At 56.0% G+C, this 26725-nt stretch carries 24 protein-coding genes and 1 tRNA gene; 6 read left to right on the top strand and 19 right to left on the bottom strand.

Annotated features, from left to right (window positions below):
• Positions 1–2 precede the first annotated feature (2 nt).
• From AC2TEM_RS05850 to AC2TEM_RS05835, 4 genes are read right to left on the bottom strand one after another with little or no spacing between them, the layout of a single operon-like run.
• Positions 3–1277, bottom strand: a complete 1275-nt coding sequence (locus AC2TEM_RS05850) for a bifunctional folylpolyglutamate synthase/dihydrofolate synthase (protein ID WP_170407262.1) — start codon at positions 1275–1277, stop codon at positions 3–5.
• Positions 1274–2206 (bottom strand): acetyl-CoA carboxylase, carboxyltransferase subunit beta, encoded by a 933-nt coding sequence (gene accD, locus AC2TEM_RS05845; protein WP_170407259.1) that lies wholly within the window; start codon positions 2204–2206, stop codon positions 1274–1276. The genes AC2TEM_RS05850 and accD overlap by 4 nt, the downstream gene beginning before the upstream one ends.
• Positions 2207–2265: 59 nt before the next feature.
• Positions 2266–3165, bottom strand: coding sequence for a type II CAAX endopeptidase family protein (locus tag AC2TEM_RS05840; RefSeq protein WP_170422718.1), 900 nt, complete (start codon positions 3163–3165; stop codon positions 2266–2268).
• Positions 3155–6250 carry an ABC transporter transmembrane domain-containing protein gene (locus AC2TEM_RS05835; RefSeq protein ID WP_170422717.1) on the bottom strand — a complete coding sequence of 1032 codons (3096 nt, stop codon included), beginning with the start codon at positions 6248–6250 and terminating at the stop codon, positions 3155–3157. The genes AC2TEM_RS05840 and AC2TEM_RS05835 overlap by 11 nt, the downstream gene beginning before the upstream one ends.
• A gap of 233 nt (positions 6251–6483) precedes the next feature.
• Between AC2TEM_RS05835 and AC2TEM_RS05830 the strand changes: the two genes are divergently transcribed.
• The 3 genes from AC2TEM_RS05830 to AC2TEM_RS05820 all read left to right on the top strand — a co-directional run bounded on the left by AC2TEM_RS05830 (position 6484) and on the right by AC2TEM_RS05820 (position 9212).
• Positions 6484–7245: a DUF6478 family protein gene (locus tag AC2TEM_RS05830; protein ID WP_170422715.1), complete on the top strand. Its 762-nt coding sequence runs from the start codon at positions 6484–6486 to the stop codon at positions 7243–7245.
• An 11-nt stretch (positions 7246–7256) separates the two neighbouring features.
• On the top strand, positions 7257–7622 hold the full coding sequence (locus AC2TEM_RS05825) for a hypothetical protein (protein ID WP_170422713.1): 366 nt from the start codon (positions 7257–7259) through the stop codon (positions 7620–7622).
• Positions 7623–7685: 63 nt separating this feature from the next.
• The gene (locus AC2TEM_RS05820) at positions 7686–9212 is read left to right on the top strand and encodes an MFS transporter (RefSeq protein WP_170422711.1); all 1527 of its coding nucleotides are present in this window, start codon (positions 7686–7688) and stop codon (positions 9210–9212) included.
• Positions 9213–9260: 48 nt separating this feature from the next.
• On the opposite strand, the gene AC2TEM_RS05815 is transcribed toward AC2TEM_RS05820, so the two are convergent.
• The 7 genes from AC2TEM_RS05815 to AC2TEM_RS05785 form a co-directional block, all read right to left on the bottom strand.
• Complete coding sequence (locus AC2TEM_RS05815) at positions 9261–10604, bottom strand: S41 family peptidase (protein WP_170422709.1); 1344 nt, start codon at positions 10602–10604, stop codon at positions 9261–9263.
• Between the two features lie 6 nt (positions 10605–10610).
• Entirely contained in the window at positions 10611–11744 is a 1134-nt protein-coding gene (locus AC2TEM_RS05810; protein ID WP_170422707.1) for a peptidase M23, read from the bottom strand.
• Positions 11741–13258, bottom strand: a complete 1518-nt coding sequence (gene gpmI / locus AC2TEM_RS05805; protein ID WP_170422706.1) for a 2,3-bisphosphoglycerate-independent phosphoglycerate mutase — start codon at positions 13256–13258, stop codon at positions 11741–11743. Before gpmI ends, AC2TEM_RS05810 begins: the two co-directional genes overlap by 4 nt.
• A gap of 86 nt (positions 13259–13344) precedes the next feature.
• Positions 13345–15015 carry a sulfatase-like hydrolase/transferase gene (locus tag AC2TEM_RS05800; protein ID WP_170422704.1) on the bottom strand — a complete coding sequence of 557 codons (1671 nt, stop codon included), beginning with the start codon at positions 15013–15015 and terminating at the stop codon, positions 13345–13347.
• A gap of 15 nt (positions 15016–15030) precedes the next feature.
• The gene (nqrM, locus tag AC2TEM_RS05795) at positions 15031–15261 is read right to left on the bottom strand and encodes a (Na+)-NQR maturation NqrM (protein ID WP_170393970.1); all 231 of its coding nucleotides are present in this window, start codon (positions 15259–15261) and stop codon (positions 15031–15033) included.
• Between the two features lie 15 nt (positions 15262–15276).
• Entirely contained in the window at positions 15277–16302 is a 1026-nt protein-coding gene (locus AC2TEM_RS05790) for an FAD:protein FMN transferase (protein WP_170422702.1), read from the bottom strand.
• Between the two features lie 67 nt (positions 16303–16369).
• Positions 16370–16555, bottom strand: coding sequence for a hypothetical protein (locus AC2TEM_RS05785; RefSeq protein WP_170393974.1), 186 nt, complete (start codon positions 16553–16555; stop codon positions 16370–16372).
• A 120-nt stretch (positions 16556–16675) separates the two neighbouring features.
• Here AC2TEM_RS05785 and AC2TEM_RS05780 point away from each other — a divergent pair, with 120 nt between their 5' ends.
• Entirely contained in the window at positions 16676–17200 is a 525-nt protein-coding gene (locus AC2TEM_RS05780; RefSeq protein WP_170393976.1) for a CBS domain-containing protein, read from the top strand.
• A gap of 4 nt (positions 17201–17204) precedes the next feature.
• Here AC2TEM_RS05780 and AC2TEM_RS05775 read toward each other — a convergent pair whose 3' ends face one another.
• The 7 genes from AC2TEM_RS05775 to AC2TEM_RS05745 form a co-directional block, all read right to left on the bottom strand.
• Positions 17205–17984: a metallophosphoesterase gene (locus tag AC2TEM_RS05775; protein ID WP_170422700.1), complete on the bottom strand. Its 780-nt coding sequence runs from the start codon at positions 17982–17984 to the stop codon at positions 17205–17207.
• Positions 17985–18117: 133 nt separating this feature from the next.
• On the bottom strand, positions 18118–19341 hold the full coding sequence (gene nqrF / locus AC2TEM_RS05770) for an NADH:ubiquinone reductase (Na(+)-transporting) subunit F (protein ID WP_170393981.1): 1224 nt from the start codon (positions 19339–19341) through the stop codon (positions 18118–18120).
• Between the two features lie 10 nt (positions 19342–19351).
• Positions 19352–19960, bottom strand: a complete 609-nt coding sequence (gene nqrE, locus AC2TEM_RS05765) for an NADH:ubiquinone reductase (Na(+)-transporting) subunit E (RefSeq protein ID WP_050603817.1) — start codon at positions 19958–19960, stop codon at positions 19352–19354.
• Positions 19960–20613: an NADH:ubiquinone reductase (Na(+)-transporting) subunit D gene (locus AC2TEM_RS05760; protein WP_152460184.1), complete on the bottom strand. Its 654-nt coding sequence runs from the start codon at positions 20611–20613 to the stop codon at positions 19960–19962. The genes nqrE and AC2TEM_RS05760 overlap by 1 nt, the downstream gene beginning before the upstream one ends.
• Positions 20613–21428 (bottom strand): Na(+)-translocating NADH-quinone reductase subunit C, encoded by an 816-nt coding sequence (locus AC2TEM_RS05755; RefSeq protein WP_170393983.1) that lies wholly within the window; start codon positions 21426–21428, stop codon positions 20613–20615. Before AC2TEM_RS05755 ends, AC2TEM_RS05760 begins: the two co-directional genes overlap by 1 nt.
• Positions 21421–22629 carry an NADH:ubiquinone reductase (Na(+)-transporting) subunit B gene (locus AC2TEM_RS05750; RefSeq protein WP_170422698.1) on the bottom strand — a complete coding sequence of 403 codons (1209 nt, stop codon included), beginning with the start codon at positions 22627–22629 and terminating at the stop codon, positions 21421–21423. Before AC2TEM_RS05750 ends, AC2TEM_RS05755 begins: the two co-directional genes overlap by 8 nt.
• A 5-nt stretch (positions 22630–22634) precedes the next feature.
• A complete protein-coding gene (locus AC2TEM_RS05745; protein WP_170422696.1) occupies positions 22635–23978 on the bottom strand; it encodes a Na(+)-translocating NADH-quinone reductase subunit A in 1344 nt (447 codons plus the stop codon).
• A 299-nt stretch (positions 23979–24277) separates the two neighbouring features.
• Between AC2TEM_RS05745 and AC2TEM_RS05740 the strand changes: the two genes are divergently transcribed.
• Together AC2TEM_RS05740 and AC2TEM_RS05735 are read left to right on the top strand one after the other, a co-directional pair.
• A complete protein-coding gene (locus AC2TEM_RS05740) occupies positions 24278–25393 on the top strand; it encodes a THUMP domain-containing protein (protein WP_170422694.1) in 1116 nt (371 codons plus the stop codon).
• 126 nt (positions 25394–25519) lie between these two features.
• A tRNA-Pro gene (locus AC2TEM_RS05735) sits at positions 25520–25596 on the top strand.
• Between the two features lie 60 nt (positions 25597–25656).
• Here AC2TEM_RS05735 and AC2TEM_RS05730 read toward each other — a convergent pair.
• Complete coding sequence (locus AC2TEM_RS05730; RefSeq protein ID WP_170422692.1) at positions 25657–26715, bottom strand: aldolase/citrate lyase family protein; 1059 nt, start codon at positions 26713–26715, stop codon at positions 25657–25659.
• Positions 26716–26725 lie beyond the last annotated feature (10 nt).

Raw genomic sequence — 26725 nt, 5'->3', positions numbered from 1 at the left:
GATCAGGCGTTTTCTCTAAGGATGTTTCCCGCAAGATAAAGCGACCCGCAGATCAGAATGCGTGCATCAGGGGTTTGAGCGGTGATTGCGGCGAGCGCGTCTGTGACGCTGTCTGCTGTTGTGGCGGCCAGATTCACCTTAGCAGCAGCGGCGGCGGTTTCGTCCGCGCTCAGCGTATTCTGCTCACCCGGGATCGATACGGCCGTCAGGCTGTCTGCCCTTTGGGCCAATGGCGCGAGATAACCGGTGACATCTTTGGTATTCAGCATACCACAAATCAAATGCGTGGGACGTTCTGGTAGTGACACTAAAACCTCGGCCAAAGCAGTGCCTGCAGCCGCGTTGTGACCGCCATCCAACCACAACTCAGCTTGAGGGGCCTGCTCAACCAGAGGACCGATTTTTAGCCGCTGCATGCGCGCGGGCCATTCGGCCTTGGCCACAGCGGCCTCGTAGGCATCATCGCCCATTTGCAGGTGGCGCAACGCAGCCAGAGCCGCGCCTGCATTTTCGATCTGATGAGCACCCAGTAGGTTTGGCATAGGCAGATCGCGCAAACCGGTTTCGTCCTGATAAATAAGGCGACCGTTCTCAGTATGAACATGCCAGTGCTGCCCGTGGACCAATAGCGGAGCGCCCAGACGGGCTGCGGTATATTCGATGACTTCCAGCGCCTCATCCTGCTGCGGGCCGACGATGCAGGGAACGCCCGGCTTGATGATTCCGGCTTTTTCAGCGGCGATCTTGCCCAAAGTGTCGCCCAGGAACTGCTCATGGTCGATCGAGACGGGGGTGATGACCGTCAACTCGGGCCGTTCGATCACGTTGGTGGCGTCCAGCCGCCCGCCCAGCCCGACTTCGAGCAGCGTATAGTCAGCTTTGGTGCGGGAAAATGCCAGCAGCGCGGCGCAGGTGGTGATTTCAAAATAGGTGATGTTCTCACCGCCATTTACGGCGTAACACTCATCCAACACGGCGGTAAGTTCGGGTTCGGAAATCAGCTCACCTGCCAGTCGGATTCGCTCGTGAAACCGGGCCAGATGAGGTGAGGTATAAGCATGGACCGCATGCCCTGCCCCTTCAAGCCCCGCCCGGATCATGGCCTGGGTCGAGCCCTTGCCATTGGTTCCAGCGATATGAATGACTGGAGGCAGCTTAACCTGAGGATTGTCCAGTGCCGCCAGCAAACGCCATACCCTGTCCAAGGTCAGGTCGATGATCTTGGGGTGCAGCGCCATCATCCGGTCTAGGATGGCATCCGAAGATGGGGAGGTCATTTTTCGACCGCGTCCTCGGTGGGTGCCTCGGTTGGGGCTTCTTCCAGCTCGGGCGCAGGAAGGTCGCCTTTGACCGCAGGGGGCTGCTTCATCAGCATTCGGGTGATGGTGATCAGCTCATCCCGCATCTCGGTGCGTTTGGTCACTCGGTCGAGCATCCCGTGATCCAGCAGATATTCAGCGCGCTGGAATCCTTCGGGCAGTTTCTCACGAATGGTCTGTTCGATCACACGGGGTCCGGCGAAACAGATTAGGGCATTGGGTTCCGAAATATGAACGTCACCCAGCATCGCGTACGAGGCTGTAACGCCGCCTGTAGTCGGGTGGGTCAGGACAACAATATAGGGCAGGTTTGCTTCTTTAAGCATCTCCACTGCGACCGTCGTACGCGGCATTTGCATCAGGCTCAGAATGCCTTCCTGCATCCGCGCGCCGCCGGCTGCCGAAAACAGGATCAGGGGCCGCTGTAGCCTAACAGCCTCCTGTGCTGCAGCAATGATGGCATTGCCTACATACATGCCCATCGATCCGCCCATGAACGAAAAATCCTGCGCGGCTGCCACGATCGGGGTACGGCCGATTTCGCCAACGGCGACCAGCATCGCTTCTTTCTCGCCGGTCTTTTTCTGGGCCGCCTTCATACGGTCAGGGTATTTTTTCTGATCCCGAAACTGCAGGGGATCGTCTTTCGGTGCCGGGACATCAACCTCGGAAAAAATACCGCCATCAAACAGATGTTGGAACCGATCGCGCGGCGTGATTGCCATGTGATGGTCGCACTGGGTGCAGACATTCTGGTTTTCCGCCAATTCGCGGTGGAACAGCATGGTTCCACACTCATCACACTTGTGCCAAAGGTTTTCGGGCACTTCGCGGCGCGAGAAGATCGAATTGATCCGGGGGCGGACGTAGTTTGTGATCCAGTTCATGTCGGAACCTTGATAATGCGGCGTTGACGTCAAATAAGACGCAATGCCGGGAAATGCAATCAGCGCCTGAGGACCAATCTTGCGGTGAGCCACCCCACGATCATCAGCGCAAAGTCGACTAGCAACCAAGGTCGCAACGCTTCGGCGTCCGATGCCTCATAAGGAAGATGGAACAAGGCCAGGCCACCAAGGTTGTCGGGAAGCGAAATGACAAGCAGAGCCGCGATGTTATTGAAAAAATGCAGCGCAATGGCGGGGCCCAGCGTACCCGCTCGCGCGGTCAGATCGGCGGTCAAAAGCCCAAATGTCAGCGCCCAGATGGCAATCAAGACCGCATTGTCTCCGACCGTCGCGGGGCTGTAGTGGCCAGCTGCGAACAAGATTGATGGCAGACCCATCCAGATCAGCGGAGACCGAAACCGCGCGGCGAGGCCCTGTTGCATATAGCCTCGGAACAGGATTTCCTCGGCGCTGGTCTGAATCAGCACCGCAACAGCGGATAAGGGAAGCAGCAAAAGCCATTTGTTTAACGCGAGATTCGCCACCAATGGTGCACCAAGGTCATAGGGGGGGAGTATGAATATGACTGCACCCAGCAGAAGCAATGCGCGAACAACGCGCCAAAACTGCCAGATTGCGATGGATTGTTCGCCCAGGACCGAGGCAAGTGACCGGTGCTGAAATAGTCGTGCCCCCAACGCCACGCCAATAGTGACAAAAATAAAGCTGGAGAGCACAATAAGGAGCGCTGTTGGCGACGATCCATTCAAGAATGTGACCGCCGATCCTGATGAGCCAAGACTGGCAACGATTGCGAACAAGATTGCATTGAGCGTGACCACAACCACTGAGACCAGCGCAAGACCAGCCAACAAGCGCCATATCTCGGGATATCTGCGGGCGGCACCTAGCAATTGCTGATGACTTGAATAGGCACCCCGCCTTTCATTAGTGCTCATGGGATTGCTCAGCACTTACCGAAGGCAGGTCATCCCCAATTGGGGTGTTGGGGTCACGCAACCGCTCGGACACCGTGGACAGGTATCCGGCCACGGTTTCAAGCAGCCTCATCGCAACGCCCGCGTCACTTTCAATCACAGCACGCAATTCCTCCGCGCCGATCCGCAGGAACGAGCAATCCGTGAGGGCCACCAAATCCAATTGTCGCGGCTCATTGGTGATAATCGCAAGATCGCCGATAAGGCGCCCGGGTTCTACTATCGAGAGCGAACGCATTTCACCGTGTTCATTCAGCCAATTCAGGCTCGCCGAACCTGAAATACACAAATACGCCGCATCGGGAGCCTGGCCACGTGCGAAAATGGTTTGACCTGCCGCGACCTCGTACCATTGGGCCGAAAACGCCAGAAGACGCTGGTTGCGCCCATCGACTCGTGAAAACAACTCGGTCGAAGAAATGATCTTGAGTTTCCGGCTCAGGTCGTCCGTCCCGGTGTCTTCGGCATCGGTGGACACGCGTGAGACACCATCGATGCGACCGTCCTTTATTTCAACAAATAAATCATAGGCTTCCGGATGGGCAAAATGATCCTCCATAAAGATCATAATCGAGTCGGGTAATAACTCGCGCAGCTTCAGACGGGTTCGCAGGCGGCTTTCAGAGTCGTGGCTGGCCAGTGCCTTGTCGAGTATCAGGATATCGGGGCGTTTGATCCCGGCACGAGAAAAGGCAGCACGCTCCTGAAACACTGTCGGAAGGTTGTTCCCACCTAACCCGGACGGCAGGTCGTAGATGATCGCGGCGGCCCTTCGGCGCAGCCCGGCTTCGTTCAGAACCTCCGCGACCAGATCTTCGATCTCTTCTGCTTGAGCACCAGCCATGATGGATACCCGACCATACAGAGCGTTTTCCATTGCTGTCAGGCGCGGAACGTAGACGTCCGGTGCCACCGGCACGAACATCGCACCCATAGCGCCCCGCAGCCGTTCGGCCTGACTGTGACGAATGGAGAGGATTTTGTCCTTGTACTCCTCAGGGAAACTTGGGCCGATTTGTTCAGCGGTCAGCATGAATGGGACGGTCAACAGCAGCGCACGTTCCTGATCGCCGATGGCTTCTTCGCCCTTGGTTTTGCGGCGCTCTTCTATATCGAGCAGACGGTGGTACATGTCTTTTGACATGCCAAGCCGCAAGAACAACGGGTGATCGGCCCCATCTCGCCCGAAAGTCTGGTTTAGGGTTTCCAGAACGGCCTGAGCGATGCTGAGCGCGTCATCATCCAGGCCATTGCCCGTAAGCAACGACAGAAACCGGTGGTCCCCCGCCAGAATGTCCGGTGCGATATCATGCGTCGGTGAAGCGAACAGCAGGTTCCCGCCCAAGGGCACGGCGGGATTGAACTGGTCAGGATCGAACCGATAGACATACTTGTCCAACCCGCGCTCTTGCAGGCGTGTGGCAACGGTATCTCGCAGATCGACTATTTCTTTCGCCAGCACCGGGTGTACTTCCGGGTCGAACTGAGAGCGCAAAGTGCGCCGGAACATAAATTCATCAATGCCCATCGCTTCGACAAGCTGGAACCACCAATCGCGAATATCCTCGATGTCATCAAGACCCGCGAGGCTTGGATCGATCCATTCATCGGACAGTGAATCGGGTGGGTTCCCGGCGCGCACGGCTTCGATCTGGCGGCGTGAGGGGGCCTGCAATGCACCACTTTCGTGTTGAGGATGCGTGCGCAGCGGCATTAGCAGGTTATCACCCAATGTTCCGTCGAACAGGTAAGGGCGTGAATAGGCATAGCCGATCCGCGCCGCAATCACCGCCTGATGCAGGCTGTTGAGGTTGTGGCCAGCCATCAGAACCTCGCCTTGAACCGGCAGCACTTCGCGCGTCAGCAACTGCGCAAGCGCACTGCGTTCCGAAGCTTGTTTCGACTGAATCGCAACCCGAGCGCCTTGGGGAATGGTAAGATCAATATCCTCAAGGATGGTCTTGCCGTCATCATCACGAACGGTCACGTTGCGCAGTTCGATATCGCCGGTTAGGTGCGGGATTGCCTCGGGGACGCCCTCAAACAACTGTTCGGGTATCATATTCGATGGGGCAAATCGTTCGGTTACAATTTCCCAGCGCAGTGACATGTCCTGTACCTGGTTGTAGTAGGTCAGAAGATCCTTCCAAGGGCCGCTGAGGTCTTTATATGCACCCAACGCGGCGACCAATGCGCCCACCGTCACCTCGCCCGTGATCGCCAGATAGCCGCCCACTGAATAGAACAGGAAGGGTGTCATCTGAGTAATCAGATTGTTGAGGAATTTCATGAAGAACTTCTTGTTGTAGATCTTGAAGCGGATCTCGAACAAGGTTCCTAGCCGATGGCTGAATTGCGCCAGACGATAGCGCCAGCCGCCATTGGTGCGCAGATCGCTGATACCAGCAGCACTTTCACCAATCTCAGAGCTCAGCCGCCGGACCTCCTGAATGCGATCCTTGTTCAGAAGGTTGATCTGACGCTGCAATTTGGGAATCAGCCAAGCCTGCAAAGGGATCAATGCAATACTGGCCAGACCAAACCACACGCTTTGCATGAAAAGAAACGTGACGATCGTCATCATCTGGCCGAACTGAAAAACGGGCTGCGCGATGGCATCTCCCATCAACCCGCCCATGGGTTCGGCCTCGGACGTGATCATCGATACCAGTTCACCTTGGCTGGTGGTGGCGAAATAGGATTTGGGAAAGCGCATCGAGCGGCTGATCAAGGTAAAGCGAAGGCGACGCAACATCCGTTCAGCGAGAATGCCTTTCATGGTATTGATGCGCATTTTCATCACGCCACTGGCGATGACAGTTGCCAAAAAGGCAAAGCACAGAATCAGCAGGTACTGCACCTGGGTCACGGTGATACCGAGTACCGTTACTGTGTCTGCGGGCGCACCAATCGCGTCATTGATGATCTGCTTAGGAAGCTCCAACGAAGCGTAAAGGAACGGAAATGACAAAACGGTCAGCAATAGCAGGACCAATTGCTGTTTTTTCGAATGCTTCCATATGAATGAAAATAGGGTGGGTTCCATTCCCCTGCCTCATGATGAGCCTGTATGATCCGGGACAAATGCCGATTGCCCGAGCGACGACGGTAAGCCTCGGCCCGAGCTATTGCAAGAATGGCGGCTCTTTGCGACGCAGAAACCAGCTGGATAGGAGATCACATTTAGGATTCGGGAAGATTTATCCGCTAATCAAGTAAGACTGGTTTGTCCCCTGCCCCGACTTTGACTAAAGAGGGGCTGTCTTGAAAGATGGGGCGATGGGCAGATTACTGGATCGATATATTCAACTAAAGGCTCTGGGGCGCTGGCAGCGTGCCGCGCAGCAGTCTGACCACCTCGCACTGCCTGAGCTTCGCCGCCAACGTGATGACGCCCGGCGGTTGCGCGGCAAACTTGAACAAGCAATTCAAAAAGCTGATGCTCGACTGATCCAACCCTTGATTGGGGCGACGCAGTTTCCAAAACCCCTGGGAACGGATTGGTCGTGGCGACCGGACCTGTGGCGGACGCCACTGATCCGCAAAGGTATAGCCTCGGCCCCGCGCAAGGCGCGGATGGATGGGCAGATCATCCTGTTTCACGATTGCAGCCAGGTCGAGATCGGGCTGCAGCAAATCCGAAATCGGCGAGACAAGGATTTGGCGCCTTTCAGTCTGGCCGTTGAGGTATTTGATTTTCAGGGATCTTTCCTGTCGCTCTCCGTTGATCTGCCCACTGATGCCGCCATAAATCTGTCCCGCCAGCATCTGATGCGGGTCGACACTCTGGTTGAGTGCGAGCGTTCTACCGTTGTCTTCGCCCGCCTGAACATTCAGCATGGCCCTAATACCGAGCAGGTTCTGCGCGAACTTGATCTTTCAACACCTGCGGCGACTGTAGATTTTGATCTGGCCCATCTGAACGTGAATGAGCGTCGAATTGAAAAACTCTGGCTGGATCTGATCATTGATCAACCCGCGATGAACCGTGTGGTGTTTCGTGACCTGACATTCTGCCGTTACCACCGGGCCGATCTGTAAAAGGGTACTCAATGTCTCATACCACCCTGACACCAATCCGCTTCGAAAACGGCCTGTGGGAAGGCCATTTGACCAGCGAAAGCCCCCCTCAGATCGAGGTGCTGTTTCTTGGTGAGCCCGTGAATGATGTTGAGTTGGAACCAGCAACGGATGGCTGGGCCTTGCGCATCCCAGTGCCGCCCGCCGCCCTGTCGGAAGGTGTCCATACTGTCGTGATTCACGATGGAACAACAGGCCATAAGCTGGGGGATTTCACCATCATCGCCGGCTCACCCGCCGCAGATGATCTGAGGGCCGAAGTCGCTTTGTTGCGCGCCGAGTTGGACATGTTAAAGCGTGCGTTCCGCCGCTCTCAGGCATCTCAAAGCGAAACCTGACCACAGTACTGATAGGATTGTCCCTATCTTTTCAGGTCCATACGTGCATCATTGGATTGGCCTATGGATCGCAACAGCATCATAAAGGTCATCGCGCTGATGGTGACGGGTTTCGGGATCGGGATCGATTTTACCGGTGCCCTCATGCTGGTCCCGGCAATCGAAAACAGCTTTGACGCCGACATCACCAGCACCCAGTGGGTTCTGAATATTTACGCTCTGTTCTTTGCCATGACGATGGTGGCCGGAGGTCGCCTGGGTGACATGTATGGTCATCGCAAGATGATGATCATCGGTCTTTCGATCTTTCTGTTTGCGTCGGTTTTATGCTTTGTCTCACCCGGTTTGGACTACCTGATCGGCGCACGCGCCTTGCAGGGGATCGGGGCGGGATGCGTGTGGCCCTGCACGCTTGCATTTGGAGCCACCAAAGTGTCGAAAGAAGAACACCGCGCATTGGTGATGGGGCTGATACTGGCGGGTGTCACCACGGGTAATGTCTTTGGACCGATGATTAGCGGCGCGGTGGTCAATCTGGGTGATTGGCGGTTGTTTTTCCTCGCCAATGTGGTGTTCTCCAGCATTTCGATGACGACTGCGATCCTGCTGATGGAGCGTGAGACCGAGCATAAGAAAGGTGAACACATCGACTTTGCCGGGATGGGCATCCTGTCTTTTGCAGTTTTGCTCTTGCTTTACGGTTTGGATGTTGGTGCTGATTGGGGCTGGACTTCGCTGCCGCTTTTGCTGCTGTTTTTTGTCAGCGCCGTTTTGTTCTTCCTGTTTCCGAAAGTCGAAAAGAGGGTCAAGGAACCCTTGCTAATGCCTCAGTTGATGCAGAACCGAGAGTTTCTGATTACCTTAGGTCTGAATATGTTCAACGTCTCGGCAGCTTTTGTCGGGCTGCTTTATTTTCCGCAGTATATGCAAAAAGTCTTGGGATGGTCTGTGTTCCAATCGGCGCTGGGTTTGGCACCGCTGACGGTGTTGCTAGCGGTCGGATCAATCGTCTCGGGTACGCTGTATAACGATTTTGGGCCCAAGCGACTGCTGTTTTGGGGATATATTTGCGCCACAGTCGGGGCGGCAAGCGTTGTCATCATGCCTTCCGGGACCGGATATTTTCAGATTCTGCCCGGGATGGCGCTGATTGGTTTGGGCGCAACGCTGACGGTCGGGCCTTCGGGAACAGCCGCTGTATGCGCGGTCAAGCCGGAACGCGCCGGACTGGTTGGCGGTCTGAGTTTCATGACCCATCTGGTCTATGGGGCAATCGCGGTCGCCTGTGCGACGGCGGTCATGTATGTGACAAGCCTGTCCAGCCTGAAAACCCGATTGACTGCGTCAGGCATCAACATGTCCGAGGCTGATCAGAAAGCGATCAATGGTGGAACGCTGAACACAGACTCGGCAAAAGCAGTGCTTGAAAAGTTGAATTCAGGTGAAACTGAAAAGGTTCAGGCCGCCATTGCGGCGGCCTTTGATACCGGAATGAATATGGCTTTTGTATTCGCCACGATCTCAGTCGCTGCTGGAATCGTCCTAGCGCTGATGCTGGATGAGAAAAAGCTGCACAAGGTCGAAGGGTAACACTTCAGGGTGCGAGAATAGGGCCGCTGATGGCGGCCCCCCTCCCCTTTATTGTGAAGGCCCGGTCGGATTGAACGCGGACAGGCCTTTGAGGATATCGATGGCATATGCCAGTTGATAATCCTCTTCGCGCAGCTCTGCGGTGGCTTCGGCCTTGGCGCGATCTTCTTCGATCTGGCGAATCTCGTCCTCGCTGAGGCTGTCATTGTTCAGGCTGCCACGCAGATCGGCCTCGGACCGGGTGCGGGTGTTTGTATCTTCCTCTTCCTCGTCAACCGGGTTGTTGCGTGGTTGTTCAACGATGATGTCAGGGCTGACACCAAGCGCCTGAATCGAACGACCCGAAGGTGTGTAATAGCGAGAGGTTGTCAGGCGCATCGCCCCGTCACCCCGCAGCGGCATGACCGTCTGAACCGATCCCTTCCCAAAGCTCTTGGTGCCGACCACGATGGCGCGATGGTGATCTTGCAAGGCGCCCGCGACAATTTCCGACGCCGAGGCCGAACCACCATTGATCAGCACAACGATGGGCTTGCCACCGGTCAGATCGCCAGGTGTTGCGTTGAACCGCTCACCATCTTCCAGATTGCGACCCCGGGTCGAGACGATTTCGCCCTCATCCAGGAACGCGTCCGAGACCTTGATGGCCTGAGTCAACAACCCGCCCGGATTGTTACGCAGGTCCAGAACGATGCCATTGACATTTTCAATACCTCCGGCCTCTTCGATCTGCTCTTCCAACCCTTCTTTGAGGTTGGGATAGGTCTGATCGTTGAAGGTCGTGACACGCAGCACGACGCTTGTACCTTCGGTACGTGCACGAACTGCGGTCAGCTTGATCGTGTCACGAACGATCGTTACGTCGAACGGCTCTTGCTCACCTTCGCGGACGACGGTGATCACGATTTCCGATCCCACCGGGCCGCGCATCAGGTCCACGGCTTTATCCAGCGTCAGCCCCAGAATGCTTTCGCCATCCACATGGGTGATAAAGTCGCCCGCTTCGATTCCGGCCGCATCCGCTGGGGTGTCATCGATGGGCGAGACAACTTTGACAAAGCCCTCTTCCTGCGTGACTTCGATTCCAAGGCCGCCGAACTCGCCCCGCGTCTGCACGCGCATCTGTTCGGCATCATCGGGCGAGAGGTAGCTGGAATGCGGATCGAGCGAGGTCAGCATGCCGTCGATCGCAGCCTCGATCAGCTCATCTGTTTCAACCTCTTCGACATACTGGGCGCGAATACGTTCGAAAATGTCACCGAACAGATCAAGTTGTTCGTAAACGCTTGCCTTGTTTTCGGCCTCTTGCGCAAGCAAAGGACCCGCCACTTGTGTGGTTGCGATTATCCCTGCCACGGTGCCGGCCAGTCCGGCCATCACAAATTTCTTCATACTCGTTTATCCATCCTTGTCCGTCCGGAACCATGATTCCGGGTCCACTGGGCTGTTATCCTGTCTTACTTCTATATAGAGCGTTTCTGACCAGTCAGTTCCAGTGCCATCACCGCTTGTTGACATAATAGCGCCGATTTCGGGGGTTTCACCCGGCATCAAACCTACCGGAGTACCCTCGGGGATCACTTCTCCGGTCTGTCCATATACCTCCTGCAGGCCTGAGAACACGAACAGCAATCCGGGCTGGGGTTCGAGGATCACAAGATTCCCGAGATCCAGCAAGGGCCCGCGGTAGCGGATCGTGGCGGCGGTTGGTGCGGTGACCAACGCCCGGGGCCGTGTGCCCAGCACCAGCCCAGGCCGCGTAACCCCCGCTGCGTCCGTTTCACCCGCCCTGTGCAGCAGGACCCCTTGTGCAGGCAACGCGATCTGGCCCTTCCGGCCCGAGACATCCGCGTTTGTATCTTCAATCTCACCATCGGAGATTTCGGACAACCCACTGGCAAACCCATCCAGCGTTTCGGTCGAAGATATCAGGATCGCAGTACGCACAGGGTCTTCCACGAAACGGCGCGGCAGATCGGTCCGATCCGCAATTGCTTCGCTAAGCTGCGTGCGGGCATCCTGTACACCCTCCAACCCTTCGGTCAGCGTATTGGCGGCGCTTTGTTGCAGCTGTCGCAGCGTCTGAACCTCTTGCAAATCGTTTGCAAGCGCCTGAGCCTGCGCGTTCAACCCAGGCGTGACTTCGGACAACATCATACCAGTGCGCGCGGCCCCAAGTGGGCCGGACGGGTGCAGCATAAGTACTGGAGGCGCGGTGGTTTCGATCGTCTGCAGAACACCTAACAGCTGCGCCACCTCCTGCTCTTGTACCTGCAATTCTGCAGTCAATTGCGCCTCGCGCAAGGCCGCGCGGCGCAGGCCGTCGCGCATGGCGCTCAGACCAGCCTCGTAGGCTTTTATGGTTTCGGTCAGAGCTTTGACCCGGTCGCGGGCAGATTCGGCCTCAGTCAACGCGATCGAGGCTTGCTCCAGCATCTCGGCCGCTTCTAGTGCCGCCTTTGACGGGCTGGTTTGGGCGACGACAGGGGTGGCCCAAATCAGCGCTGCAGCAACGATCGGGCGCAATCTCATGTCAGCAAGCTTTCCCCTGTCATTTCAACGGGTTTCGGCAATTCCATAAGCTGCAACAAAGTTGGAGCAAGATCGGCCAAGCGCCCATCGCGCAGGCTTGAACCTTCGGGGCCGCCGACCAGAACGACAGGCACGGGGTTCAGCGTATGGGCCGTATGTGGACCGCCCGTTTCCGGATCGACCATCATTTCGCAGTTACCATGATCTGCGGTCACGATCATCGCACCCCCGACCTGCTTCAGTGCTGCAACCACCTGCCCCAGCCCTTGATCAACAGCTTCACAGGCTTCAATCGCAGCTTGCACATCACCGGTATGACCAACCATATCTGGATTGGCGTAGTTGGTGACGATCAGATCATATCCGCCGTGGATCGCCTCGACGAACTTTTCTGTCACTTCGGCCGAGGACATCTCGGGCTGCAAATCATATGTCGCCACTTTGGGCGATTTGGGCATGAAGCGATCCTCGCCACCCTCAGGCTGCTCTTTGCCACCGTTCAGGAAGAAAGTGACATGAGGGTACTTCTCGGTCTCGGCCAGCCGGAACTGGCGCAGGCCTTGCTTAGCAACCCATTCGCCCAGCGTGTTCACGATATCCCGCTTGGGAAATACGGTCGTCATATAATCGTTATGGCCATCGGAATACTCAACCATGCCCAGTAACGCCGACAACTGCGGGCGCGGACCGGAGTCGAACTCGGCAAAACCGGGCTCCCCAATTGCCCGTAGGATTTCTCGGGCACGGTCGGCGCGGAAGTTCAGGCAAAAGAACCCGTCACCGTCCTTAATACCGGAATAACCAGCAAGAACCGTGGGCGCGATAAACTCGTCGGTTTCGGATTGGGCGTAGGCATGGTCGACGGCCTCTTGGGCCGAGGCCACGGTGCGCCCCTGACCTTTGACTATTGCGTCATAGGCCTCGGAAACGCGTTCCCAGCGATTATCGCGGTCCATGGCAAAGTAGCGCCCACAGACGGTGACGACCTTTGCGCCATCGGGCAACCGGTCTTCGAGTTCGGCGATGTAGATAAAGGCCGATTTCGGGGCCACATCGCGCCCATCGGTGATCGCATGTAGCGCCACGGGCACGCCCGCATCGGTAACCGCTTTGGCGGCAGCCACGATATGATCCAGGTGCCCGTGCACGCCCCCATCCGATACCAGCCCCATCAGATGCGCTGTCCCGCCTGCAGCTTTCACCTTAGCGATGAAGCTCTGCAGCGCCTCATTGTGAAAGAAAGAACCGTCTTCTATGGCTAGGTCAATCTGCCCCAGATCCATCGCCACCACGCGCCCTGCCCCGATATTGGTGTGACCAACTTCGGAATTACCCATCTGACCACTAGGTAGACCCACATCCGGCCCGTGCGTTATCAGTTGCGCATCAGGGCCTTCAGCCATGAGAGCATCAAAGGTTGGCGTATTTGCCAGATAAGGCGCATTGGCCTTGGTATCGTCGGATAGGCCCCAACCATCAAGGATACAAAGGACAACGGGCTTTGGGGCGGTCATGAAAGCTCTCCGATTGAGGCGGCGTTGCTGTCTTCTACCCCCTGCCCGCTCAAGGTTGAACCGTCATTAGGGCCGCGAATGAAGAATTAATCTGTCTTGTAGTCCCCAAAGGGTCGCGCTTTGCGGTTGCGGTATTTAACGGTCAGCTCAAGCGGCATCTCGTTTTCGTCGTAAATACCGATCACCACGCCTGTTCCTCGGCTTGATCCACGCATGTTTAGCAGTTGTTCTTCCGACCGGGTCGTGCGCTGCGACTGGCGCCGCGTCCAGGTGAACAGGTGATCATACATCTCGGCGATGATGTCTGCATGTTCATCGCTTTCGCCCAGGTCCGTCAGCTCGCTCGGATCATTCTCTAGATCAAACAAAAGCGGGCAATAGCCCCCTTCACAATGGATCAGCTTCCATTTCTCGTTTGCGACCATGAACATGACCGCATCCCGAACCGAGGCGTTCAGTGTCTGCGCAATGGGGGATGCGGAGTAGTCGTACTCACAAATCACCACATCGCGCGGAGTGCTTTCGGCCTGACCGTGCAGGATGGGCAGCAACGAATGCCCCTCCAAAATGTGCCCTGCGGCTTCACCGCCTGCAACCTCCAGAAACGTGGGCGCTAGATCGATGGATTCGACCAATGCATCGCATGTGGCGCCGCGTGTGGCATCAGCCTCGGGCGATGGATCAAAGATGATCAGCGGCATTTTGGTCGAGGCGTCATGGAAGAAGGTCTTCTCTCCCATCCAGTGATCGCCCAGAAAATCCCCGTGATCCGAGGTCAGCACGATCATCGTGTCCTGCATTCGTCCGGTCTGATCCATCCAGTCAAACAGCCGCCCCATTTGGTCGTCAGCCTGCTTGATCAGGCCCATATAGGCTGGGATCACGGCCTCGCGTACATCCTGACGCGAGAAGGTCTGGCCGATTTTCGTATCCATGAACGCTTTCAGCACCGGATGAGCGTTCTGCCGTTCAGCTTCGGACCGAATGACAGGCAGAATATGTTCGGGACCATACATCGAGGCGTAGGGTTCCGGCACAATATAGGGCCAATGCGGTTTGATATAGCTAAGGTGGCAGCACCACGGCCCGTCATGGTTTTCCATGAACTCCATGGCGCGAGAGGTGAGATAAGGCGTTTCGCTGTCTTCCTCGGCGATATTCGCGGCCTCTGACGAATTCTTCAGGAACCAACCCGAAAGTACATTGCCCTCTTCATCCAGCCCCGAATTGGCGAAGTCGTGCCAGGGGTTGTCACTCTCATAGCCTTTGTCTTTCAGATACTCGTTGTACCTTTTGGCGCCATCCGGGTCATAAAACCCATCCGGCCCTTCGGGGCGCATCCCGTCATCGCGCTCAAAGACATCAAACCCGCATTCAGCGACGCGTGCCCCGATCAGGCTGTCGGGCTCAAGCCCCAAACGAGCCATGCCCTCGGCGTCTGCGCGCATATGAGTCTTGCCAACCAACCAGCAATCCATCCCTGCCTTGCGCAAGTGATCGCCCATGGTGACCTCACCAACTTTCAGCGGGATTCCGTTCCATGACGCGCCGTGCGAATGCACATAGCGGCCGGTATAGGTCGACATACGGGAACTGCCGCAGATCGGAGACTGGATGTAGGCCCGCGTGAACCGCACACCCATCGAGGCGAGACGGTCAATATTTGGCGTATGCAGATGTGGATGCCCGTAGCAGCTGAGATAGTCCCAGCGCAATTGGTCGAACATGATGAAGAGGACGTTCTTGGCTTTGTTCATGCCAAGAGGGTTATCCTAGCCTTCCATCTGTTGCAGCATCTTTTTCGCACGCTTGCACTGCAACTGGTCGCGCAGAGGGCTGTCGGGATCGATATCCTTTTGGCAGACCACACATTTATCGGCACCCGAGATCGCGTTCAGGCCACCGCAGCTGCCTTTGATGGTTTTGCCCATCAACATCACACCCAGCGCCATGCCAACCATGACGATCAGCAACAGGAAAAAGGCCAGAATAAAGGTGCTCATAGCGGTTCCTACCGGTCAGTTGGTCCCCAGCGCATCCTTGAAGGCGCTGCTTTGTACGGTGATATAGGCTTCTTCTCCGATTGTCACATCCCGCGAGATGAAGAACACGGCAAGTTTATGCTCTTCGGCCAGTTCCAGACCCTTTTCCAGACCCAATGCCAGCATCGCCGTTGCCCACGCATCCGCCATCATGGCGTTGTCTGCTATAACAGTAACCGAAGTGGTGCGATGAGTAATCGGGCGGCCCGTCGTCGGGTCAATGATATGCGAATAGCGCACCCCGTCCTGTTCGAAGAAGTTCTTGTAATCACCCGAGGTCGCCATTCCCAGATTGTCGAGCGGCACGATCAACTGGATTGATTGCGCGCCAGTCTCGGGTTTTTCGATCCCGATCCGCCAGCTTTCGCCTTTATCATTCTCGCCCATGGTCACCAGATCACCACCGATCTCGACCATATAGTTCTCGATCCCGGCCTCGCGCAGCTGTGCGGCAACCGCATCGATGCCATAGCCTTTGGCAATCGCAGACAGGTTGATTCCGACTCCGGCCTCTGACTTGGTCAAAGTGCCCGCTCCGCGATCCAATTCTAACAACCGCGCTTGTCCCACTTGCCCAAGCGCTGTCGCGATCTCGTCATCTGCCGGAATTGGGTCTTCAGGTTTTCGCGGTCCAAACCCCCACAATTCGATCAGCGGACCAAGGGTAACATCAAACGTACCACCGGATTTCTCGTGAACCTCATTTGCGGCCTCGATGACGAAGGCAAATTCGTCTGACACTTGCATGGGGTCCGTGCTGCCTGAGGCCGAGAAGGTCGAGACCTCGGATTTCGGGTCCCAGTTGGACATCTTGGCATTGACCTGCGCCAGGGTCTCCTGAACCGCTTGCCCCAGCGCTGCTTCGTCCAAATCATCGCCGATTGCGGTGATGTTGAACGTGGTGCCCATCGTCTCGCCGGACAGGCGTACCACGTCAGGCTCTTTGCCAAACAAGCAGGCCGAAACAGTCAAAAGTAAGGCCAGTGCGATCAGTGGGCGCATGGTGCAATCTCCCGGGAGTGTTCTTGCCCGGCATATGCCAGTGAGCCTGTTCAGAGTCAAACCGGCCTCAAATCTTGAGCGGCAAAAACGCCAATGTAAAAAGCCCGATTGCTGCCGGGACGCCAAACAGCCAAGCGCGCTTTTGCCAACCTTCCGGTTGCTGTTTCCAAGCCATGCGAAAATTATGGCCGCAGACCACCACGATAAAGAATATCAGCGCGGCAACTGGTGGCGTCAGATACAGGTTGCTCACAAGCAATTTCCTTTTGAAGTGGCCAAGTTACGCCGGTTTTCGAAATTGCACCCTATACAGGGCCGGTCCCTGCGGTAAGGTAGGTTGTAAGGACAATACCGGTGAAAGAGGAGACCGCCCATGGCCCCAAGCTCTTACCAGCCTCCGACACGCGGCGACAAGGCCGCGGCGACAACCCGCAGTCAATCAGTTGAGACCAATCTGTCGCATACCCAGACAACGGTTGCGAAACTGATGGAAGGCAAAGGGGATGCCGTTTTTTCGGTGCGGCCCAACGACACGATTCACTCGGTCGTGGATATCTTGCGCGAAAAACGCATCGGGGCCGTTGTTGTGACGGATCAGAATGGTGCCCTGCAGGGTATCCTTTCCGAACGTGATATCGTGCGCCGTATGGCGGAAACGCCCGGCCAGACCCTACCCCAATCCGTGGCTGATCTTATGACGACTGAGGTTAAAACCTGCAGCCCCGAAGATTATCTGAACGATGTGCTGAAAACCATGACCGAAGGCCGGTTCCGGCATATGCCCGTACTGAGTGATGGAAATCTGCGCGGGGTGATCACCATTGGCGATGTGGTTCATTTCCGCTTGAAAGAACTGGAATACGAAGCACTTAGAATGAAGCAAATGATCGTCGGCTAGCGACTTACGCTGATACGCGCGCGATTCCGGTGTGCGCGGTCGAGATAAATCGGACAGAACCAGGCGAGATTTCCGCAGCCGTCAACTGATCGGTGATGAACGCACCTGTATCAATCGAAATGACATCATGCTCGACCCGAGCTTCGTCGACGATGGTATGGCCATGCACCACCCATTGCTCGTCTTTCCGGCGTTTCTTGCGGAAATGAGGATGCCCCCAAAGGCAAGTTCTGTCCTGTTGCCGATCGACCGGCTGCGAAGGGTCAAGCGCGGCATGAACAACCGTTACATTCCCGCTCGTCCAGGTCAGCGGCCGATCTTGTAACCAGTCTAGAAGCGGTTGTCCCATCGCTTGCTGCAGTTGTTGGGCAACGGCTTGCGGGTTGGACTGGTCAATATCCGCAAGCCCAAACGAAGCCAAAGTCTGAGCACCGCCATTATACAGCCAGACACGCTCCATCCGGGTTGGATCAGACAAAAACCCAAGCAGCATATCTTCGTGATTGCCTTTCAGGCAGATCGCCCGCGTTTCGGGGTTCGTGTCGAGGTGATGTAGCTGACGCAACACCTGCGCGCTGTATCCGCCCCGGTCAACATAGTCGCCTACAAACACCACCGGACAGTCGTTATCCAGCGCAGGCAGGAGCCGTTGTAAAAGATCCAACCTCCCATGAATGTCTCCGATTGCGTAGAATTTTTCTGTAGGCGCCAATGAATGCAGATTCACCGTCTGATCAGGCGGTGTTTGAGATGCGATAAGCCTTTTGATCCATCCGGTTAACATAAGACCTGCTGCCCAATGCGGCAAAATATGAAGCGGAATTCGCCAAATGCAGACGTTGATATTGGCAGCCTTCCCAACATCAGACCCAAAATGAAAATGGTCGGTCCCAAGGGTTGGAACCGACCGATTCTGTTTATCCGCCGAAATCGTCGAGCATGATGTCTTCGCGGTCCACGCCCAGATCCAGCAGCATGTTGATGACCGACTGGTTCATGATTGGCGGACCACACATGTAGTATTCGCAATCCTCGGGTGCGGGGTGGTTCTTCAGATATTCCTCGAACAGAACGTTGTGAATAAAGCCAGTGTAGCCTTTCCAGTCATCCTCGGGCTGGGCGTCCGACAACGCAACGTGCCATTCGAAATTGTCGAATTCCTTGGCCAGCGTGTCGAAATCTTCGACAAAGAACATCTCTTTCTTCGACCGCGCTCCATACCAGAAGCTGATCTTGCGGTTGCGGTTTTCAAGGCGTTTGAGCTGGTCAAAGATATGGCTGCGCATTGGGGCCATACCAGCACCACCACCGATGAAGACCATCTCTTTTTCTGTCTCGCGAGCAAAGAACTCGCCAAAGGGACCTGAGATTGTGACCTTGTCGCCCGGTTTCAGGTTGAAAATATACGACGACATCTGACCCGGAGGGATACCTTCGGACCCAGGAGGGGGCGAAGCCACGCGGACGTTCAGCATGATCATGCCTTTTTCATCCGGATAGTTTGCCATGGAATAGGCGCGTTCGATCGGTTCGGCGACGACGGATTTGTACTGCCATAGATTGAAGCGATCCCAATCCTCGCGGTATTCTTCTTCTACGTCGAAATCCGTATAGGCGAGCTGGTGTGCAGGCGCTTCGATTTGGATGTAACCACCAGCGCGGAAGTTCACGTCCTCACCTTCCGGGAGGTCCAATGTCAGAGCCTTGATGAAGGTCGCTACGTTCTCGTTCGAACGCACCGTGCATTCCCATTTTTTGACGCCGAAGACCTCTTCGGGAACTTCGATGTCCATATCCTGCTTGACTGCAACCTGACAGGATAGCCGGTCACCACAAGACGCCTCGCGCTTGGTGATATGGCTTTCCTCGGTCGGCAGGATCGAGCCACCGCCGGAATGCACGCGCACGCGACATTGCGCGCAGGTGCCACCACCACCACAAGCGGAGGGCACGAATAGCTTCTCTGCCGCAAGCGTCTGCAGCAGTTTGCCACCCGCCGGGACCGAGATTGTTTTCTCACCATTGATGGTGATGTTCACGTTACCGGTTGAAACCAGCTTGGACCGCGCCGCCATGATGATGGCAACCAGACCAAGAACGATAACGGTGAAAAGGGCTACACCTAAGCCAAAGGTTTCCATTCCGCCCTCCTTACAGTTTCACGCCCGAGAAGGACATGAAGGCCATCGCCATCAGTCCAGCGGTGATGAAAGTGATACCCAGGCCTTGCAGACCATCGGGAATGTCCGAATACTTCAGCTTTTCCCGAACACCCGCCATCGCAGTAATCGCCAGAGCCCAGCCAAAGCCAGATGACAGACCGTAAGTCGCCGCTTCGGCAAAATTGTAGTCGCGTTCCACCATGAACAGTGAACCACCCAAAATGGCGCAGTTTACAGTGATCAGCGGCAGGAAGATCCCCAGCGCGTTGTAGAGTGGGGGGAAATACTTATCGAGCACCATCTCAAGGATCTGAACCATCGCTGCGATCACGCCAATATACGAGATCAGTCCAAGGAACGTCAGGTCCACATCCGGGAAACCTGCCCAAGCCAGCGCACCTGGTTTCAGCAGATAGTTCAGCAGCAGATTATTCGCCGGCACGGTGATGGCCTGCACCACCATGACCGAGATGCCCAGACCCAGCGCAGTTGAAATCTTCTTCGAAACAGCGATGAAGGTGCACATCCCCAGAAAGAAGCTGAGCGCAAGGTTTTCGACAAAGATGGCCTTTACGGCCAGTGAAATCAGACCTTCCATCAGTGGGCCTCTACCTGCTGTATTTTGTATTCACGCTCTTCCACCTGGTTCGGCTTCCATGTGCGGAAGGCCCAGATGATCAGACCGATGATGAAGAAAGCCGACGGCGGCAGCAGCAGCATGCCGTTGGGCACATACCAGCCGCCATTGTTGACGGTCTCCAGTATGGTGACACCGAACAGTGACCCGGCGCCAAACAGCTCACGAATGAAACCTACCAGCAGCAGGATCAGACCATAGCCCATGCCGTTGCCCATACCGTCGATAAAGGACGCGACCGGGGGGTTCTTCATGGCAAACGCTTCGGCCCGGCCCATCACGATACAGTTGGTGATGATCAAGCCGACAAAGACCGACAGTGTTTTTGAAATCTCAAACGCATAAGCCTTGAGGATCTGGTCCACCAGGATCACCAGTGAGGCAATGATAACCATCTGTACGATGATCCGGATCGAACCCGGGATTTGGTTTCGCAGGCACGAGATAAAGAAGGACGAGAACGAGGTCACGAAGATCACCGCCAGCGCCATCACCATCGACACCTGCAGTGACGAGGTCACCGCCAGCGCCGAACAGATGCCCAGCACCTGCAGCGTGATCGGGTTGTTGTCGACAAGCGGGTCGACCAGCATCTCTTTCTTGGTCTGAGACATCAGAGCTCTCCTGCTTGCAGTTTGGCCAGGAACGGGGCGTAGCCCGCGTCGCCCATCCAGAATTTCACCAGGTTATCGACACCAACCGACGTCAGCGTGGCACCAGCCAGCGCATCGACATAGAAATCGGGGCCTGCCGCAGGCTGCGACTTGGCAACGGTGATTTGCAGATCGCCTGCATCATCGCGCAGCTTTTTGCCATTCCACAGCGCCTTCCAGCGAGGATTGTCCACCTCGGCGCCAAGGCCCGGTGTCTCACCGTGCTGATAGAACTGCAGGCCGTAGATATCGTTGCCGTTGTTTTCCAGCGCGATGAAACCATAGAGCGTGGACCAGAGGCCATAGCCGTGAAGCGGCAGGATTACCTTGTCGAGCGCCCCGGCATCATCACGCAGCAGATAGATTACGCGGTACTTGGACTTGCGCCCGATCCCAGCCGGGTCATCGTCCAAAGCGACGCTCAGTTCTGGATCGCTGGCAGCAGCGATATCATCGAAGGTGGTCGCGTCGAACTGATCGTCAACGAATTCACCTGTAGACAATTCCAGTACATGCGGCTCAAAGGCAGCGAATGCCTCGGTCACATCAATGCCTGGTTCGTAGATGCCGGCAACTTGCAGAACGTTGACTTGCTTATCCTTCAAACGGTTGATTTCCTGCACCGGGCGCAGGCTGACCGCAGCAGCAGACACGACCATCGAGGCTACAAGGCAGACGGCAACGGCAACAAAGATAGTCTTGCCAACCGAATCTGGCGAAGCAGCCAGAAACTTGGCAATCGCTCCCTTGGGTTCATTGGATTGCGTATCAGACATGGCGACGCGCCCTCCGTTTGATGTTTGCCTGGACGACGAAATAGTCGATCAGCGGCGCAAAAACGTTTCCGAACAAGATTGCCAGCATCATACCTTCTGGGAAAGCTGGGTTAATGACGCGGATCATCACAACCATGATACCAATCAGCGCGCCATAGATGTAGCGGCCCATATTGGTGTGACTGGCCGAAACGGGCTCGGTTACCATGAACGCCAGACCAAAGGCGTAGCCCCCAAGAACGATATGCCAGTACCAAGGCATCGCGAACATCGGATTTGTGTCCGATCCGATAAGATTCAGCAGAAGCGTGAAGCCTATGGTGCCCGCAAGACAGCCCACTATCAGGCGATAATTGGCAATCTTGGTCATCAGCAGGAAGGCCAGGCCAATCATGCAAGCCAGCGTCGATGTTTCTCCAAAGCTACCCTGAATTTGCCCGAAGAAGGCATTGGCCCAGGTGATCCCGTCGGCCGCCAGTGCTTGAACGCCTTCAGCAGCGGAGACACCCAAAGCAGTCGCACCGGAAAATCCATCCACCGGGGTCCAGACTGAATCCCCCGACATTTGCGCGGGATAGGCGAAATATAGGAAAGCGCGTCCGACCAGCGCTGGGTTGAGGAAGTTCTTGCCCGTGCCGCCAAATACTTCCTTACCGATCACGACACCGAAAATGATGCCTAACGCGACCTGCCACAATGGCGCTGTCGCAGGCATAATCAGTGTGTAAAGCATCGAGGTTACTAGAAAACCCTCGTTGACCTCATGGCCGCGCACAGTGGCGAAGATGACCTCAAAAATACCGCCCGCAACCAGTGTGGTAATGTAGATCGGAAGGAAATACATCAATCCATGCATCACATTGGCGAAAATGCTGTCAGGGTTCAGCGAGATGCCGAACACCTGCAGGATCGCAATCCGCCAGCCTGTTGCCGAATCCGTTCCCAACGTAGCAATGGCCGAGTTTGCCTGATAGCCGGTGTTATACATCCCCCAGAGGATTGCGGGGATCGTAGCAATCACGACGTAGGTCATGATCCGCTTCATATCCACGTAAGAGCGCGCATGCGGCGCGACGGTTGTGACGGTTTTCGGAGTGTAGATAAAACTTTCCACCATCTCGTAGATGGGGAAATATTTTTCGTACTTGCCGCCCTTGGTAAAGTTCGGCTCGATCCGATCGAAGAAGCTGCGCAAACCCATGTGGATCAGCCCTCCTTTTCAATCTTGGTGAGGCAGTCGCGCAGCGCCAGCCCATATTCATATTTCGCAGGGCAGGCAAAGCCCACAAGGCCCAGATCTTCTTCGTCCAGTTCCAGTGCACCCAGCGCCTGCGCGGTGTCGGTGTCCATCACCAGTAGCGCCCGCAGCAATTGCGTCGGCAGATAATCCTGGGGCATAAGCTCTTCGAATACACCCGTCGGCACCATCGCGCGGCGACCACCGTTCAGGTTTGACGTGAATGAATAGAGCTTCTTGGCAAAAGCCGATCCCAAAACAGGCTGTACCGCATATTTCGAAGGCATAGGAAGAATCCAGCCCAGTGTGTGCTGATCATGATCTTCGCGAATAATGCTGATCTGGCGCGCAAAACGGCCCAGATAGGCGGTCGGACCATCGGCATGCTGCCCCGACAAGATCGACCCCGAGATGATCCGCGCGATCCCGTCGACGTTCACTTCATCCCGGGTCAGGTCATCCGTCGACGCGCCCATCACGGTGCGGATCAGGCGCGGCTGGCGCGCGCCCGGTCCAGACAAAGCAATCACGATGTTTGAATCCAGATGACCGGTCTGCATCAGACGACCGATCGCGATCACGTCCTGGTAGCCAATGGTCCAAACCTGCTTGTCCCCTCCCAGCGGCTCAAGGAAGTGAATATGAGTTCCAGCAAGGCCCGAGGGGTGTGGGCCGGAAAACGCAGCCGCTTCGATACCTGGCAGATCGGAACCGGGGATGGATGCCCCCTCTTGCTGGCACAGATAAGTCTTGCCGTTGGTCAGGTTTGAGACAGCTGCGAGACCAGCCGCAAATGCCTCGCCCGCATCCGCAATAACCAATGCCGCATCACCTGCCAGTGGATCGCTGTCCATGGCTGTCACGAAGATTGCTGTAGGCTTGGAGCCTGGTTCGGGCATCTTTGAATAAGGACGTGTCCGGAAAGAAGTCCACAGCCCGGCCGCGCAGAGCTTAGCCGTGACACCTTCGGCAGTCTCGGCATCGCCGGTGCCCGAGAAATCTATGCCGGCGTCATTGGCATCCGAAACCTCGATCACCACGCTCTGCAATACACGTCGCGCCCCGCGATTAATTGCCACGACTTTGCCAGTCAGCGGCGCGACCATCATCGCGTCGGGCGCATCCTTGTGGCAGAACAACGGCGTTCCTCGCTGGACCGCGTCGCCCTCTTGCACCAGCATCTTGGGCTTTAATCCGATATAATCACTGCCCAGAACGGCAACCGACGAGAATTCAGGCCCCGGCTGGATTTTCTGTTCGGGCGCGCCTTCAACCGGCAAATCCAACCCTTTTTTTAGTTTGAAAGTTTGCATGTTGCTACGTTCTTCCAAGCCTTTGTCCTGCGCCTGCTGCGCGCCATCTTACAATGATGCCAGGAAATAACACGAAATTTCCCGTCTGTCCGGTCGCGAAAGCGCCATTATCCGACCAGAATCCGCAGGCGTATTTCCGATCACGGCTCCTTTACGCGGGGATGAGTGCAAACGCAAACCTGTTACCGCCCAAAATCGAAAAGGAATGTCACATTCTTTTGAGCTTACGGTCGTTCAGAACAATTTGCCCATTTAATTTGCGTGTCGCACAGGCTGATCAACCGGTGTAAGCAACCACAATGGACAACAATGATAAATTCGAGATTTTTCTGATTGCCACTCCAGGGCTCGAAACGCCTTTGTGTGCCGAGGTCATCGAGCGCGGATTCTCAGGCGCCAGGATCGTTCCAGGTGGTGTTGTGTGCCGTGGCGATTGGCCGGAAGTCTGGCGCGCCAATCTGGAATTGCGCGGTGCCAACAAGGTTCTGGTGCGACTGGGCAGTTTCCCCGCCGTGCATTTGGCGCAATTGGACAAGCGCGCCCGAAAATTTCCGTGGGCGAGTTATCTCAGTCCAGACATTCCCGTGAAGGTCGAGGCAACCTGCCGCAAATCTCGTATCTATCATGCAGGAGCGGCGCGACAGCGCATCGAACAAGCCATATCCGAGGGGCTCGGCACCTCAGTCTCACCCGATGGCAAAGTCCGCGTGCTGCTAAGAATCGAAAAAGACATATGCACGATCTCCGTCGACACATCCGGCGAGCCCTTGCACAAGCGCGGTCATAAGCCTGCAGTCGCCAAGGCCCCGATGCGGGAAACAATGGCTTCGATGTTCCTGCGTGAGTGTGGGTTTGACGGGTCTGAACCGGTTCTGGACCCGATGTGTGGCTCTGGAACATTCGTTATCGAAGCGGCTGAAATTGCACTTGGTCTGCCCCCAGGCCGCTCACGTCAGTTCGCATTCGAAGATTTGGCAAGCTTCGATCCAGATGTCTGGCAAAAAATGCGCACTCGTACCGGTCGACCCGAAACAGAGCTGAGATTCTTTGGCTCAGATCGCAATACAGGCGCAGTCGAGGCTTCACGCTCTAACGCCCGACAGGCACAAGTGGATCATGCCACCCGATTTCAGCACTGTTCGGTCAGTGATATCAAGCCGCCAGAAGGCCCAGCTGGGCTGGTCATCGTCAATCCGCCCTACGGGGCACGCATCGGTGATGAAAAGCGCCTGCGGTCGCTCTATGGCAGTTTAGGCAAGGTATTATCCAGTCGTTTCCAGCGATGGCGTGTGGGCATCATCACCACCACACCCGGACTTGCCCGCGCAACGCGATTGCCAATGCTTCCCCCCGGCCCAATCGTTGATCACGGCGGAACAAAAATCCGACTGTATCGAACCGATCCGTTGCAGTGACTCAGCGAATTCGCAGATCAGGCGAAGGGTTAAAACCACCCCTCGAATCCAGCGACGACATATGTGTGTACGCCCAAAATCCCTCTTGCACATCGATATGACGAGGTATAGATCACGCGCCACGGTCGGAGTGTAGCTCAGCCTGGTAGAGCACTGTCTTCGGGAGGCAGGGGTCGGAGGTTCGAATCCTCTCACTCCGACCAAAAACAAAGTTCCTGAAGGGCCTCTTTGTTTTTCTGCGATATCCAGCTTAGCAAAAGTCGCTAGTCATCCCAGTTCAGTTCAAACTCTTCGCGAAAGGCAAACCGTTTCAGGTGATCGGAAATCACTGTCTTCCAACTGTCCAGGTCATCGCGTGGCTGCGCCGAGGCGCGAACTTCCAGTGCTACTGGCGTCGCCTTTAGTTCGACGGCATTGCCACTGTCAAAAAAAACGGTTCCAGTATTTGCATCGAACTCGACCTGTCCCTTATGTGACCAATGTTTGCACAATTGCTGTAAGTACTTGCTGGCATTTTCTGTTGTCGCCGATCCGATAGCGTTTTGTCGCGGCAAAAGCGCGAGGCCGTTTTGCGCTTTTGCGCGCATACTCTTTGCGAAAAGGGTGACGTCAATTTCAGTGGCCAGAAAGGTCACGCCGATCTCAAGACACCTACGCTGCATTGCAGGGTCCAGTGTTAGGATACCCGCGGCTTTACCTGCCGCGACGATGCGGGTCAGCGCGTCTTCAATGGCCTCCACAACATCTGGATGCTCGGCGTTGCCGATATGACCCATGTCGGCGGCCAGATCTGCAGGTCCGACAAAAACTCCGTCTACTCCATCAATCGTCAGAATGTCGTCCAGAGCGGCCATGCCCGCGTTGTTCTCAACCTGTAGCAGCAGACAAATCTGCTCATCCGCCGTATCGAGGTAGTCCGGGATCTCGGCAAATTGCGAAGCCCGCGCAAGGGATGATCCCACACCTCGCACGCCGTGTGGGGGGTATTGCACCGCGCGTACCAGTTCGCGCGCCTGATCAGCGCTTTCGACCATCGGCACCAGAATACTCTGAACACCCGCATCGAGATATTGCTTGATCATCCATGTCTCACCAATCGGTAGACGTGCAACTGGCGCGCTGCCCGAACTTTCGATCACTCGCACCTGTTCAAGGGTCGAGCGCAGGTCGTTTGGTGCGTGTTCGCCATCGACCAACAACCAATCGAACCCTGCGGTCGCGGAAATTTCTGCTGCATATGCGTCGGCCATTCCGATCCAGCACCCGACCTGAGGCTTTCCAGCCTTTAATGCGGCCTTAAAGGTGTTCTTTGGTGCGGGCATGTCGCTGCTC

This window comes from Ruegeria sp. HKCCD3925 (genome assembly GCF_057221175.1).
This window is presented reverse-complemented; position numbering and strand designations above follow the sequence as displayed.

Coding starts and splice junctions, on each gene's coding strand:
- AC2TEM_RS05760 (WP_152460184.1), bottom strand. CDS start 20,613: ATGTCTCAGACCAAGAAAGAGATGCTGGTCGACCCGCTTGTCGACAAC.
- AC2TEM_RS05815 (WP_170422709.1), bottom strand. CDS start 10,604: ATGAAGAAATTTGTGATGGCCGGACTGGCCGGCACCGTGGCAGGGATA.
- AC2TEM_RS05820 (WP_170422711.1), top strand. CDS start 7,686: ATGGATCGCAACAGCATCATAAAGGTCATCGCGCTGATGGTGACGGGT.
- AC2TEM_RS05775 (WP_170422700.1), bottom strand. CDS start 17,984: ATGTTAACCGGATGGATCAAAAGGCTTATCGCATCTCAAACACCGCCT.
- AC2TEM_RS05750 (WP_170422698.1), bottom strand. CDS start 22,629: ATGGGTTTGCGCAGCTTCTTCGATCGGATCGAGCCGAACTTTACCAAG.
- AC2TEM_RS05840 (WP_170422718.1), bottom strand. CDS start 3,165: ATGAGCACTAATGAAAGGCGGGGTGCCTATTCAAGTCATCAGCAATTG.
- nqrM (WP_170393970.1), bottom strand. CDS start 15,261: ATGAGCACCTTTATTCTGGCCTTTTTCCTGTTGCTGATCGTCATGGTT.
- AC2TEM_RS05800 (WP_170422704.1), bottom strand. CDS start 15,015: ATGAACAAAGCCAAGAACGTCCTCTTCATCATGTTCGACCAATTGCGC.
- nqrF (WP_170393981.1), bottom strand. CDS start 19,341: ATGGAAACCTTTGGCTTAGGTGTAGCCCTTTTCACCGTTATCGTTCTT.
- AC2TEM_RS05835 (WP_170422717.1), bottom strand. CDS start 6,250: ATGGAACCCACCCTATTTTCATTCATATGGAAGCATTCGAAAAAACAG.
- AC2TEM_RS05850 (WP_170407262.1), bottom strand. CDS start 1,277: ATGACCTCCCCATCTTCGGATGCCATCCTAGACCGGATGATGGCGCTG.
- AC2TEM_RS05790 (WP_170422702.1), bottom strand. CDS start 16,302: ATGCGCCCACTGATCGCACTGGCCTTACTTTTGACTGTTTCGGCCTGC.
- gpmI (WP_170422706.1), bottom strand. CDS start 13,258: ATGACCGCCCCAAAGCCCGTTGTCCTTTGTATCCTTGATGGTTGGGGC.
- AC2TEM_RS05755 (WP_170393983.1), bottom strand. CDS start 21,428: ATGTCTGATACGCAATCCAATGAACCCAAGGGAGCGATTGCCAAGTTT.
- AC2TEM_RS05830 (WP_170422715.1), top strand. CDS start 6,484: ATGGGCAGATTACTGGATCGATATATTCAACTAAAGGCTCTGGGGCGC.
- AC2TEM_RS05730 (WP_170422692.1), bottom strand. CDS start 26,715: ATGCCCGCACCAAAGAACACCTTTAAGGCCGCATTAAAGGCTGGAAAG.
- nqrE (WP_050603817.1), bottom strand. CDS start 19,960: ATGGAAGGTCTGATTTCACTGGCCGTAAAGGCCATCTTTGTCGAAAAC.
- AC2TEM_RS05740 (WP_170422694.1), top strand. CDS start 24,278: ATGGACAACAATGATAAATTCGAGATTTTTCTGATTGCCACTCCAGGG.
- AC2TEM_RS05810 (WP_170422707.1), bottom strand. CDS start 11,744: ATGAGATTGCGCCCGATCGTTGCTGCAGCGCTGATTTGGGCCACCCCT.
- AC2TEM_RS05745 (WP_170422696.1), bottom strand. CDS start 23,978: ATGCAAACTTTCAAACTAAAAAAAGGGTTGGATTTGCCGGTTGAAGGC.
- AC2TEM_RS05825 (WP_170422713.1), top strand. CDS start 7,257: ATGTCTCATACCACCCTGACACCAATCCGCTTCGAAAACGGCCTGTGG.
- accD (WP_170407259.1), bottom strand. CDS start 2,206: ATGAACTGGATCACAAACTACGTCCGCCCCCGGATCAATTCGATCTTC.
- AC2TEM_RS05780 (WP_170393976.1), top strand. CDS start 16,676: ATGGCCCCAAGCTCTTACCAGCCTCCGACACGCGGCGACAAGGCCGCG.